The organism is Goodfellowiella coeruleoviolacea (genome assembly GCF_024171785.1).
GTDB classification, from domain to species: domain Bacteria; phylum Actinomycetota; class Actinomycetes; order Mycobacteriales; family Pseudonocardiaceae; genus Goodfellowiella; species Goodfellowiella coeruleoviolacea.
Map to the genome: position 1 here is coordinate 803,043 of NZ_JAMTCK010000001.1, position 12,954 is coordinate 815,996.

8 protein-coding genes and 1 riboswitch are annotated in these 12,954 nt (G+C 72.5%); of the genes, 4 read left to right on the top strand and 4 right to left on the bottom strand.

The window, feature by feature from the left end; genetic code table 11:
• Nucleotides 1-21: 21 nt before the first annotated feature.
• From LX83_RS03350 to LX83_RS03360, 3 genes are all read left to right on the top strand, one after another.
• On the top strand, nt 22-1,062 hold the full coding sequence (locus LX83_RS03350; RefSeq protein ID WP_253766788.1) for a LacI family DNA-binding transcriptional regulator: 1,041 nt from the start codon (nt 22-24) through the stop codon (nt 1,060-1,062).
• 401 nt (nt 1,063-1,463) lie between these two features.
• On the top strand, nt 1,464-2,939 hold the full coding sequence (locus LX83_RS03355) for a hemolysin family protein (RefSeq protein WP_253766790.1): 1,476 nt from the start codon (nt 1,464-1,466) through the stop codon (nt 2,937-2,939).
• On the top strand, nt 2,936-3,976 hold the full coding sequence (locus tag LX83_RS03360) for a hemolysin family protein (RefSeq protein WP_253766792.1): 1,041 nt from the start codon (nt 2,936-2,938) through the stop codon (nt 3,974-3,976). Before LX83_RS03355 ends, LX83_RS03360 begins: the two co-directional genes overlap by 4 nt.
• Here LX83_RS03360 and LX83_RS03365 read toward each other — a convergent pair.
• Together LX83_RS03365 and LX83_RS03370 are read right to left on the bottom strand one after the other, a co-directional pair.
• Entirely contained in the window at nt 3,973-5,298 is a 1,326-nt protein-coding gene (locus LX83_RS03365) for an MFS transporter (protein ID WP_253766794.1), read from the bottom strand. The two genes, LX83_RS03360 and LX83_RS03365, sit on opposite strands and share 4 nt — an antisense overlap.
• A 73-nt stretch (nt 5,299-5,371) precedes the next feature.
• Nucleotides 5,372-6,772 (bottom strand): SdrD B-like domain-containing protein, encoded by a 1,401-nt coding sequence (locus LX83_RS03370; RefSeq protein ID WP_253766796.1) that lies wholly within the window; start codon nt 6,770-6,772, stop codon nt 5,372-5,374.
• A 399-nt stretch (nt 6,773-7,171) separates the two neighbouring features.
• On the opposite strand from LX83_RS03370, the gene LX83_RS03375 reads away from it, so the two are divergent.
• Complete coding sequence (locus LX83_RS03375; protein ID WP_253766798.1) at nt 7,172-8,365, top strand: substrate-binding domain-containing protein; 1,194 nt, start codon at nt 7,172-7,174, stop codon at nt 8,363-8,365.
• A gap of 64 nt (nt 8,366-8,429) precedes the next feature.
• Here LX83_RS03375 and gcvP read toward each other — a convergent pair whose 3' ends face one another.
• Nucleotides 8,430-11,333 carry an aminomethyl-transferring glycine dehydrogenase gene (gene gcvP / locus LX83_RS03380; RefSeq protein WP_253766800.1) on the bottom strand — a complete coding sequence of 968 codons (2,904 nt, stop codon included), beginning with the start codon at nt 11,331-11,333 and terminating at the stop codon, nt 8,430-8,432.
• Between the two features lie 172 nt (nt 11,334-11,505).
• Nucleotides 11,506-11,616: riboswitch (glycine riboswitch) on the bottom strand.
• A 535-nt stretch (nt 11,617-12,151) separates the two neighbouring features.
• The gene (locus LX83_RS03385; RefSeq protein WP_308203901.1) at nt 12,152-12,718 is read right to left on the bottom strand and encodes a MerR family transcriptional regulator; all 567 of its coding nucleotides are present in this window, start codon (nt 12,716-12,718) and stop codon (nt 12,152-12,154) included.
• Nucleotides 12,719-12,954: the final 236 nt, after the last annotated feature.

Here is a 12,954-nt window from a genome sequence, read left to right on the forward strand (position 1 = left end):
CACAACATGCGGAGGTGAGACGTGTCGCGCAGGCAGGTGACACTGGCCGAGGTGGCCGAGCACGCCGGTGTCTCCCTGGCCACCGCGTCCAGGGTGATCAACGGCAGTACCCGTCAGGTCAGCGACCCGTTGCGGGACCGGGTGCTGGCCAGCGCCCGGCAGCTGGGCTACCTGCCCAACGCGTCGGCGCAGGCCCTGGCGCGCAACAGCAGCTCACTGGTCGGCCTGGTCGTGCACGACATCTCCGACCCCTACTTCTCCTCCATCGCCGCGGGCGTGACCCGGGTGGCCGAGCAGGCCGGGCTGGTCGTGGTGCTGGGCACCACCGGGCGCTCCGACGAGCGCGAGGTCGAACTGCTGTCCACGCTGCGCGCCCACCGGGCCCGCGCCGTGGTGCTGGTGGGCAGCCGGAGCACCAGCCGGGACACCGTGGCCAGGCTCAGCGCGGAGATCACCGCCTTCGCCGACCAGGGCGGCCGAGTGGCCTGCGTCTCCCAGGCCAAGCTCCCGGCCGACACCGTGGTGCCGGGCAACCGGGCCGGGGCGCGCGCCCTGGCCAGGGAACTCGTCGGGCTCGGCCACCGCAGGTTCGCGGTGCTGGCCGGCCCCACCAACCTGGTCAGCGCCCGCGACCGGCTGGCCGGCTTCCGCGCCGGGCTGGCCGACGCCGGGATCGACCTGCCCGAGACCGCGGTCATCACCGGCCCGTTCACCCGTGACGGCGGCCACCAGGCCGCACTGGACCTGCTGGCCGCGCGCACCAGGGCCACCTGCGTGTTCGCCGTCAACGACGTCATGGCCATGGGTGCGATCGCCGCGCTGCGCGGCAGCGGGCTGCGGGTGCCCGAGGACGTGTCCGTGGCCGGCTTCGACGACATCCCCACCCTGCGCGACCTGGTGCCGGCGCTGAGCACCGTGCGCCTGCCCCTGGAGGAGATGGGCGAGCAGGCCGCGCGGCTGGCCCTGGCCGACCAGCCGGGTGCGGTGCGCACCGTCCGGGTGACCGGCGAGGTGGTGCTCCGGGAGAGCACCGCGGCGCCGTCCGGCCCCGGCCTGCGCTGAGCCGGCCGGCCGAGACCCACTCCCCCGGCCGGCGGACCCGGCCGACCGGACACCGCTGGGCCGATCGGCGTTCCAGCTGGTCGGCACGGGTATCGATCGCGTCACATCAGGTGGTTGGGCGGCCTGTTCTGGGAACCCTCCGCACGGGGAACGCGTTGGCCAGGTCATGACACGTGCGGGTGACCGCGCTGGCCAGCACCCCGGCCGGTGCGAGGAATACCCACGTCAGAGCGGGTCCAACTAAACTGGGCCCGCACGTTGCCCCCCAGATGAGGAGTGACACGGTCCGTGCGCGATGCACAGTCGTCCGCCTGCAGTACCGAGCCCTGTAGTACCGAGCCGGGTTCTAGCCCCGGCTTCCACAACGACGAGGACGCCGACCCGCTTCGAGGTGATCGGTGATGGACCTGCTGATCGGTGTCCTCGGTCTCGTCCTGGTCCTGGTCCTCACCGTCGGCACCGCGATCGCCGTCGCCGCCGAGTTCTCCCTGACCGCGCTTGAGCGCACCACGGTGGACACCCATGTCGCGCGGGTCGGCGACCGCAAGGCCAAAGCCCTGCAACGCGCGCACCGGACGCTGTCCTTCCAGCTCTCCGGCGCCCAGGTGGCGATCACGTTCACCACGCTGACCACCGGTTACGTGGCCGAACCCGCCATCGCCAAGCTGATCGAACCGGCACTGACCGGTGTCGGCCTGCCGGCGAGCGCGGCCGGTCCCACGGCACTGACCCTGGCGCTGGCCGCGGCCACGGTGCTGTCGATGGTCTTCGGCGAGCTGGTGCCCAAGAACCTGGCCATGGCCAACCCGCTGGGCACCGCGCGCGCGGTGGCCGGCATCTACTCGCGGTTCACCCGGCTGTTCCGGTGGCTGATCAACGGCATGAACGAGAGCGCCAACTGGCTGGTGCGCCGGCTGGGCGTGGAGCCGGCCGAGGAACTGCGCTCCGCGCGCTCGCCCGAGGAACTGGGGGCGATCGTGCGGTCCAGTGCCGAACACGGCACCCTCGACGAGGCCACCGCCACCCTGCTGGGCAAGTCCCTGCGCTTCGGCGACCGCACCGCCGAGGAGCTGATGACGCCCCGGGTGCGGGTGGAGTCGCTGCGGGTCGACGCGTCCGTGGTGGACCTGATCAACCTGGCCCAGCGCACCGGCTTCTCCCGCTTCCCGGTGCACGGCGGCGACCTGGACGACGTGCGCGGCGTGGTGCACATCAAGCAGGCGTTCGGCGTGCCCGTGGCGCAGCGGGAGAACACCAGGGTGCTGTCGCTGTCCCGACCGGTGCCCACCGTGCCGGCCTCCATCGAGGGCGACGCCCTGCTGGACCGGCTGCGCGGCTCCGGCCTGCAGCTGGCGCTGGTGGTGGACGAGTACGGCGGCACCGCCGGCCTGGTCACCCTGGAGGACGTGGTCGAGGAGATCGTCGGCGACGTGCGCGACGAGCACGACCGGCGGGAGCCTCCCCCGGTCCGCCCGCTGGGCCGGGACAGCTGGATGGTGTCCGGGCTGCTCCGCGACGACGAGGTGTTCGAGGCGACCGGGTTCCGGATGCCCGAGGGCGACTACGAGACGCTGGCCGGTCTGGTGCTGGCCAGGCTCGGCCGCATCCCGGACGTGGGCGACGAGGTGCGGGTGGACGGCTGGCGGCTGACCGTCATGCTGATGGACCGGCACCGCATCGCCGAACTGCGGCTGGCCAGGGCACCCGAGCCGGTCACCCCGACCGGGGACGGCGGGGCCGACGGGACCGGTGCGGCCGACGGGAGCGGCACCGACGACGCCGACGGCGCGGCCGGTGCCCCGCTGCCCCGGTCCGGTGAGTTCCCCGGGATCAGCGACGCCAGCCGGGTCAGCCCGGGTGAGGGGGCGCTGCGATGAGTGACGGTGTCGCGATCGCGCTGGTGTTCCTGCTGCTCGCCACGAACGCGTTCTTCGTCGGCGCGGAGTTCGCGCTGATCAGTTCCCGCCGGGACCGGCTGGAGACCCTGGTCGAGAAGGGCGTCAGCCGGGCCAGGATCGTGGTGAACGCCAGCCGGCAGACCTCGCTGATGCTGGCCGGCGCGCAGCTGGGCGTGACCATCTGCTCGCTGCTGCTGGGTCGCCTCGGCGAGCCCGCCGTGGTCCACCTGCTGGAACTGGTGCTGCACCCGTTCGGCATCCCGGCCGTGGTGCTGCACTCGGTGGCGTTCGTCATCGCCGTGGCCCTGGTCACCGTGGCGCACGTGCTGATCGGCGAGATGGTGCCGAAGAACCTGGCCATCGCCAGCCCCGAGCGGCTGGCCCTGTGGCTGGTGCCGCCGCTGGCCGGCTTCGTCAAGATCACCCGTCCGTTCATCGCCCTGCTCAACCTGATCGCCAACGGCGTGCTGCGCCTGGTGCGGGTGGAACCGCGCGACGAGCTGGCCACCTCCTACACCTCCGAGGAGATGGCCGAGCTGATCAGCGAGTCCCGCCGGGAGGGGCTGCTGCACGACGCCGAACACCGCCGGCTGGCGCAGACCCTGTCCTCCACCGAGCGCACCGTGGCCGACGTGGTGGTCCCGGTGGAGCAGCTGACCACGCTGCCGGAGCGGCCCACCCTGGGTGACGTGGAGGACGCGGTGGCGCACACCGGGTTCTCCCGCTACCCGCTGCGCGGCCGCAACGGGCGGCTGGTCGGCTACCTGCACGTCAAGGACGTGCTGGACCAGGCGGGCGCCGACCCGGCCACCCCGGTGCCGCCGGGCCGCGTGCGGGGCCTGCCCGAGCTGCCCACCGACGCCCGGCTGGACGACGCGCTGGCCGCGCTGCGCCGGGCCCGCAGCCACCTGGCCAAGGCCGTCGCACCGGACGGCCGGGTGCTCGGCGTGGTGGCGTTGGAGGACCTGCTGGAGGAGTACGTGGGCCGGGTGCGGGACAGCACCCACATCCACTAGTCCGCCTCCGGGGCGGGTGGGGTGGCCGTCGTGGTCGCCCCACCCGACTGGCCGGCGCCGGCCGCGTGCCTGGCCTGTTCGGCGGCGACGAACCGCGCCGGCGAGATCGCGCGCCACACCAGCACCAGCCCGACGGCCTCGACCAGAGCGGCCACCACCCACACCGCCCGCAGCCCCCAGTGCGCCGCGACGAGGCCGCTCACCAACGCCCCGACCGGCAGCAACCCCCAGGACAGGGCCCGGTGGCTGGTGAGCACCCGGCCGAGCAGCTCGGGCGGGGTGAACCGCTGGCGACTGGTCTGCGAGCTGACGTTCCACAGCAGGGTGGATCCGGCCTGGACGACGAGGATCAGCGCGATCAGCTGCCACCACGGCGGCACCACCGCCAGCAGCGCCATCGTGCTGATGCCCACGAGCAGGCTGGCCCGCATCACCGCGGCGTAGCCGAACCGACCGATGAGCCGGCCGGCCACCACCGAGGACAGCAGCCAGCCCACGGACATGCCGCCGAGCAGCAGGCCGTAGCCGGTGCTGTCCAGCCCGAGCAGGCGCGTGCCGTAGAGCACGAACGTGGCCATGCCGACCTGCCAGGCGAACGACGAGATGGCCACGCTCAGCGTGATGGCCCGCAGCAGCTGGCTGTTGACCAGGTAGACCAGGCCCTCCCGGATGTCCCGCAGCGGGTGGAACCGCCCGGGCCGGGCGGTCGGCGCGGGCACGGTGAGGACGCGGGTGAACGCCAGCGCGACCAGGTTGGCCAGCACCGCCACCCACGCGGGCAGGCCGACCCACCACGCCAGCAGCACCCCGGTGAGCGGCGGCACCACGAACCGCACCAGCCCCTGGTCGATCACCATCAGCCGGGCGTTGGCGGAGTTCAGCCGGTCAGCCCCGACCACGTCGGGCAGCAGCGCGCCGGTGGCCCCCTCGCTGACCACCTGGCCGCTGCCCACCACGAACGCCACGACCACCAGCGCCGCCAGCGACAGCTGCTGGCCGCCGGCCAGCACGGCCAGCACGGTCGCGGCCAGCAGCTGCGCGACCAGCGCGCCCACCAGCACCGCCAGCCGGCGCACCCGGTCCAGCAGCACGCCGACGAACAGCGACAACAGCACCCACGGCAGGTCACGGGCCACGGTCACCAGGGACACGCCCACCGGGTCGGCGGTCACCGACAGCGCGACCAGCGGCAGCACCGTCACCATCAGCCCGTCGGCAGCGGCCGAGGCCACGGCAACGCCCTGCAGCCCGAGCCAGCCGGTGTTCCGGGCACGCCGGCCACGCCGTCCCGGGGCACCGCCGTTGATCACCTCACCAGCCATACCCCTCAGCTTGGCCGCATGCGCCGGGCCGCGGCGAGTGCTTTATCCGCCCACCGGCCCGGCGCCGGGTTGCTCAGCGATCCGACGGCACCACCCGCACGTCCCACGTGCAGTTGCCGTACAGACAGCCGTTGGCCTTCACCACAGCACTCTGGTCGTCATCGGCTTTCCGCCAGGAGCCGAACACGTGGAACCCGTACTGGCCGGCGGGAACATCGGTGAACCTGACCAGGCCGGTGCCGTCCGCGGTGGCCATCGCCACCACCCGCCGGGTGTCCCGATCCAGCAGGCCGATGGTCACCCCGGCGATGGCCGCCTCGTCCGCGTCGCGGTCACCACTGCCGTTGGTGTCCTGGAACGCGTGCGACTCGATGCTGCCGGTGCGCCCAGGGACCTTGGCCCGGCTGGCCGCCACAACGTTGGCCTCCGGATCATCGAAGCCGAAGTCGCATGCGATCCGGACGAGCCCGTAGTCGATCGCGTGCTCCGGCACCTTCTCCGAGACGGTGAACACGGCACCGCTGTTGGCCGGAACCCGCACTCCGGCAGCGATGGGGCTCAGGTCACCCCAGCCGCTCATGTCCAGCCCCAGGTCGTGAAGGTTGCCGATGTGGTTGCAGTTGGCGATGACCCCGTGGAGCGGCACCGACCCCTTGTTGGTCAGGGTGATCTTCAGCTCCGCCGTCTCACCCGGCTGGTAGCTGTCCTTGGTGAACGCGATGGCGGCGGTCATCGTCTCGGTGAACGGCCGCACCGCGGGAATGCGCAGGTCGCGGTTGGCATCGCCCTGGTCGACCTCGATGATCCGGCTCCGAGTGGTCCAGCCAGGCACGTGGAACGTGGTGCGGTAGGGCACCGTCGCCACCCCGGTGAGGCTGAACCGGCCCGTGGCGTCCGTGGTCGTGGTGTGCGTGTCGTCGCCGTACAGCGTGCTGCCCAGGTTCACCTCGGCGCCGGCCGCCTCCTCACCGGGATCGACCGCCTCGTTGCCGTTGACATCTCTGAACACCACCCCGCCGACGTCGCCGACGGTCGGCACCACGGCCGCGCTCGCAGTGGTGATGACCAGCGCCCCTGAACCGGTGCTGATGTATCCCTTGACCGTGACCTCGGTCGCGTTCGGGTTGCCCACGCGCCCGGTGAGCACCTGGATGTGCCTGCCGCCGGCCGGGATGGTGACGCCGGTGTCGAGTTCACCCCAGAACGGAGCGAGCAGCGTCAGCCGGGTGGGTTCGAGGAGAGAGCTGATGCCACGCACACCGTCCACCGCCGCGTCGCCGACGTTGGTGATGGTGACGGTGACCCGTGCGAACTCGCCGGTGTGATAACTGGTTTTGTCGAACGCCGAGGTGACCTGGAGTTGTGCCTGGGCGGCGCTGGACGGACCGACCGGCGACACCATGCCCGGCTCGGCCACCGCCACCCCGGCCATGACCGGCCCGACGAGGGCGAGGCCGAGGGCTAGCGACGCCACCCGTCGACCAATGTGAAAACGGGACACAACGACCCCCATGGTTTGGTCGCCCCCCGACAGCGACAGGCTCAGCAGCCGATGTCGTCGCGGTTGCCACGCCTCGGCTGCGGTGTGGGGTACACCCTAAAGTCGTGGTGTCGGGCCGCATGGGGCCTTTCGCGATCTCGTCGGCGAAGTGGTCGTCCCGGCGGCCGGCACTGTCGGCCAGACGGCGCAGCACCGCTGCTTCACTCGATCAGGCGACCTCACGCGATCACCATGGGTAACTTCACCCACCACTCAGCTTTGGGCTGTTAGCGTGAATTGCACCGTGCGAAGGCAGTCGGGGGACGTGACGCACGCGGTGCCGACTACGGACTGAAGTTTTGCGCCGTGACAGGCATTTGAAGGGGACGAGTGATGGGTCGACACCGCACCCTGCGGACCAGGGTTCGGCGAGGCATCGCCCGATGGCCGATCGTGGTCACCGGTCTGGTGGCCGTGCTGCTGCTCGGGTGGTTCGGGTGGACGTGGTTGGGCGGGCAGTTGGACCGCAGGGCCTCGGCTGAGGCGGGCACCTGCGCGGAGGGGCAGGCCACGCTGCGCATCGCGGTCACGCCGAGCGCGGCCGACGCCATCCGGGACGTGGCCCAGGAGTGGAGCGGTCAGCGGCCGATCGTCTACGACCACTGCATCCGGGTCGAGGTGCAGCCGATCGACGCCAGGACCGCGCTGGACGCGCTGACCCAGGGCTGGGACGAGGGCCGGCTGGGCAGCCGGCCGCAGGCGTGGCTGCCCGATTCCACGTTGTGGACCAACCAGTTGGCCCAGCGCAGTCCGGCCGCGGTCGGCTCGTCAGCCAGGTCGGTGGCGACCAGTCCGGTGCTGCTGGCCGTGTCCGAGCAGGCCGCCGGCGCGCTGCGCACGGCGACACCGCCGCGCTGGGCCGAGCTGCCGGCGCTGTCCTCGGCCCCGGACGGCTGGGCCCGCTACGGCCAGCCCGGCTGGGGTGCCCTGCGGGTGGCGCTGCCCGCGCCACCGGCCAACCCGGCCAGTGCCCTGGCCGTCCAGGCCGTGCTGGCCGACGCCAACGGCGGCCAACTGGGACCGGACACCGTGGCCGGACAGCAGGCCGGCACCGCGATCAGCCAGCTCGCCTCGGGCGCGGCCGGTTCACCGGGCACCGTGACCGAGGCGCTGGGCGCGGTGGCGGGAAACCAGCTCCCTGGCACCGGGTTCAGCGCGGTTCCCGCGCTGGAGGTGGACCTGTACCGGCACAACACCGGCAAGGACGGCGCCGGCGCCGGCGCACCGCTGACCGGGCTGGCTCTCGGCGGTGCCACGCCCGTGGCCGACTTCCCGTACCTGCCGCTGTCCGCGCAGTGGGCCAACGAGGCGCAGGCGCGGGCCGCTCAGAAGTTCCGGGAGTTCCTGGACGAACCGGCGGCCAGGCGGATCCTCGCCGCGGCCGGGCTGCGGGTGAGCGGCGACGCGGCACACCCCACCGCGCCCGGCCTGGACTGGCCGGCGCAGGACCAGCCGCTGCCGCCGGTGGACGCGGCCACGGCCGAGCAGATCACCGGCGCGTGGGCCGGCGCCACCCAGGGCGGCTGAGCCAGCGTGGGCCGGGCGGCTGGACCTCCAGCCCCCGGCCCACCAACACCCCGGCCCGTCGGCGTCAGCCGCTGTAGGCGCTGATCGGCGGGCAGGAGCAGACCAGGTTGCGGTCGCCCTTGGCGCCGTCGATCCGCCGCACCGGCGGCCACACCTTGGGCCGGTCCGTGCCGGCCGGGAACACCGCGGTCCGCCGGTCGTAGCCGTGGTTCCACTCACCGGCCAGGCAGGCCGCGGTGTGCGGGGCGTTGCGCAGCGGGTTGTCGTCGGCCGGCCACTCGCCCGAGCCGACCCGGTCGATCTCGCGCCTGATCGAGATCATCGCGTCGCAGAACCGGTCCAGCTCGGCCAGGTCCTCGCTCTCGGTCGGCTCCACCATCAGCGTGCCGGCCACCGGGAAGGACATGGTCGGGGCGTGCAGGCCGTAGTCGGCCAGCCGCTTGGCCACGTCGTCCACGGTCACGCCGGTGGCCTTGGTGATCGCCCGCAGGTCGAGGATGCACTCGTGGGCGACGAACCCGTCGGCGCCGGTGTAGAGCACGGGGAAGTGCTCGTCCAGCCGGCGCGCCACGTAGTTGGCGGCGGCGACCGCGGTCAGCGTGGCCCGGCGCAGCCCGTCCGCGCCCATCATCCGCACGTAGGTCCAGGAGATGGGCAGGATCGAGGCGCTGCCCCACGGCGCCGCGCTGATCGGCCCGACCCCGGTGGCCGGGCCGGCCTGCGGCTGCAGCGGGTGGTTGGGCAGGTACGGCGCCAGGTGGGCGCGCACCCCGATCGGGCCGACGCCGGGACCGCCGCCGCCGTGCGGGATGCAGAACGTCTTGTGCAGGTTCAGGTGCGAGACGTCCGCGCCGAACTTGCCGTACTGGGCCAGGCCGATCAGCGCGTTCAGGTTGGCGCCGTCCACGTAGACCTGGCCGCCGGCCTCGTGCACCAGCGCGCACACCTCGCGCACGGTGTCCTCGTACACGCCGTGCGTCGACGGGTAGGTGATCATGATGGCGGCCAGGTCGGCGCGGTGCGCCGCCACGGTTTCCCGCAGGTGCGCCATGTCGATGTTGCCGGCGTCGTCGCAGCGCACCACCACGACCCGCATGCCGGCCATCACCGCGCTGGCCGCGTTGGTGCCGTGCGCGCTGGCCGGGATCAGGCAGACGTCCCTGGCGGCCTGGCCCTGGGCGTGGTGGTAGGCGCGGATGGCCAGCAGGCCGGCGAACTCGCCCTGGCTGCCGGCGTTGGGCTGCAGGCTGACCGCGTCGTAGCCGGTGATCTGGGCCAGCCAGCCGGACAGGTCGTCGATGATCCGCAGCATGCCCTCGGCGTCCTCGACCGGGGCGAACGGGTGCAGGTCGGCGAACTCCGGCCAGGTGATCGGTTCCATCTCGGCGGTGGCGTTGAGCTTCATGGTGCAGGAGCCGAGCGGGATCATCGTCCGGTCCAGGGCGAGGTCCTTGTCGGACAGGGCCCGCAGGTAGCGCAGCAGCGCCGTCTCCGACCGGTGCGCGTGGAAGACCGGGTGGGTCAGGTACTCGGAGGTGCGGAGCTGGTCCTCGGGCAGCGCGTCCGGGGTGTCCCCGTCCAGTTCGTCGGCCGACCGGGTCGGCCGGCCGGTGGCCAGCACCGCGTCGAAGGCCCGCCAGACCAGGTCGAGGTGGGCGCGGGTGGTGGTCTCGGCGCAGGCGATGCCCACGTGGTCGGCGTCGGCCAGGCGCAGGTTCACGCCGAGTTCCCGGGCACCGGCCACCACCTGGGCGGCCTGACCGGGCACGCGCACCAGCAGCGTGTCGAAGAAGTGCTCGTGCACCACGTGGGCGCCGCGCTCGCGCAGCCCGGCGGCCAGCACGGCCGCCATCCGGTGGGCCCGGGTGGCGATGGCGCGCAGCCCCTCGGGGCCGTGGTAGACCGCGTACATCGCGGCCATCACGGCGAGCAGCACCTGGGCGGTGCAGATGTTGCTGGTCGCCTTCTCCCGGCGGATGTGCTGCTCACGGGTTTGCAGGGCGAGCCGGTAGGCGGGCGCGCCGTCCGCGTCCACGCTCACGCCGACCAGCCGGCCGGGCAGCTGGCGCTCCAGGCCGGTGCGCACCGCGAGGTAGCCGGCGTGCGGGCCACCGAACCCGATGGGCACACCGAACCGCTGGGTGGACCCGACGACCACGTCCGCGCCGATCTCGCCGGGCGGGCGCAGCAGGGTGAGGGCGAGCGGGTCGGCGGCCACCACGGCCATGGCGCCGCGCTGGTGGATCTGGTCGATCAGCTCCCGGTGGTCGCGCACGGCGCCGCTGGCGCCGGGGTAGGCCAGCAGCACACCGAAGAACTCACCGTCGGGCAGCCCCGAGGGGCCCTCGGCCAGATCGGCCAGCACGACCTCGATGTCCAGCGGCTCAGCCCTGGTCCGCAGCACCTCGATGGTCTGCGGCAGGCTGTCGGCGTCCACCACGAACCGGGCCGAGCGCGCCCGGCCGGCGCGGCGCACCAGGGTCATGGCCTCGGCCGCCGCGGTGGCCTCGTCGAGCATGGACGCGTTGGCCACGGGCAGGCCGGCCAGGTCGGCCACCATGGTCTGGAAGTTCAGCAGCGCCTCCAGCCGGCCCTGGGAGATCTCCGGCTGGTAGGGGGTGTACGCGGTGTACCAGGCGGGGTTCTCCAGCACGTTGCGCAGGATCACCGGCGGCGTGATCGTGCCGTGGTAGCCGAGGCCGATCATCTGCGTCATCGGCCGGTTGCGCCGCGCCAGCTCGCGCAGCTCGGCCAGGGCCTGGGTCTCGGTCGCCGGCTCGGGCAGGTCCATGACCAGGTCGCGTTCGCGGATCACCGAGGGGACCGCGCGCTGGGCGAGTTCCTCCAGCGAGCCCACCCCGATCACGTCCAGCATCCTGGCCAGTTCCGCCGGCCTGGGGCCGACGTGGCGATCCGCGAAGGGCGTGCCCTGTTCGAGCGCGGCGAGGGGAATGCGGTCCTGGGTCATGGCGCCTCCGGCGGTTCGGGCACGCGGTCACTGCTTGCCGTTTGCCCTCCCCCTCTGTCGGTGCCCGCGCAGCGGACGCCTGAGAGCTTCACCCGTGGCGGGCCACGGGCTTGCACCGTCGGCGGGGCCGGTCCGGCCGTCTCGGCCGGGGTAGCCCTCTTTCCAGAGGCGTCTCACCCACACGGTCCTGGTCGCCTGAGAGGTTCCGGGGAGGATTTGCTCCTTCGGCGCCGGCTCCACCACCGGTACTGGTGATCGAACCGGACTCTCCCGCATGGGATCAGCGACTACGTGCGCAGCGTACCCGAGGCGACGTCCCTGACCAGGCATGCCTGACAGCTGCCCGGACGTCAGCCCGCGCTGCTGGCCGGCCACCCGCCGGACCTGCCGGCCGCGGTCCGGTACCCGGGGTACCCCGCTGCACCAGAATATTCAATTTCCGTCGCCCCTCCCCCGCCGGAGCGGCCCGAATAACACGGCGACCAGGTTTGCCGTTGATTTTTCCGGATCGACGCACACGCGTTCTCCGGGGAGTTCCCGGCAAGCCGGGACAACAAAGACCGAACCGATTCCGATCCGCACCACGGAATGAATTACCGGCGCACGACGGGACCGGGGCGGAAAAACAACTCACCGGGCGGCGCGCCGGGGACCCGGTGCCCGGCCGGGCAGGTGGACCGGCCGGCGCGCAACCCCACCCCCGGTCCGCGACCACCGGCCTCATCCCCGGACAACGGCGCTGACCTGCGTGAACACCCCACCAGCTGGCCGGCTGCGGCGCTGGGCGCGCTCCGGCCGAGGCGGCGGACCGGCCGGGCTCACCCGGTGCGCCTGGCCCTGCGGCGCCGGGACAGTTCGTCGTCGCTGGTCGGGTTCACTTCCAGGCCGTCGGCCCGCTCCGCGGGAAACTCGTGGATGCTGCCGCTGATCTCGCGCATCGCCCCGCTGACCGCGATGCCGAACACGCCCTGGCCGCCCTGGAGCAGATCGACGACCTCCTCCGGCGAGGTGCATTCGTACACCGTGGTGCCATCGCTGAACAGGGTGATCTTGGCCAGGTCCTGCACCCCGCGCTGCCGCAGGTGTTCCACGGCGACCCGGATGTTCTGCAGGGAGACCCCGGTGTCCAACAGGCGCTTGACGACCTTGAGGACCAGAATGTCCTTGAACGAGTACAGCCGCTGGCTCCCCGAACCGTGCGCACTCCTTATGGTCGGCGCGACCAGCCCGGTGCGGGCCCAGTAGTCGAGCTGACGGTAGGTGATGCCAGCGATCTGACAGGCAGCGGGACCCCGGTAGCCCACGAACTCGTCCGGCAGCGAGGAATCCGGGAACAACTCTCCCTGTTCTCCGATGTCGGCCCGAACGGGCGCTTCCTCGACCACGCCTGCCTCCCCTCGTCCGGCCTTCCGGCCGGCGACCGAGACCGCCGGTCCCACTGGGAACGTCGGTCATGAGTTCGCCACGATGCGGAATCACACCGGCGCGATTTACTCGGCTTCGACGGTAAGACGGCCCTGCGCACGGGTCAACGCGACGCGCGGTGAAAGAAAAATACTCAACCTCTAGTTGAGGGTGAGGCTTGCCCGGATATCCGGCGGTCCGGTCCTCCGAACGAGCG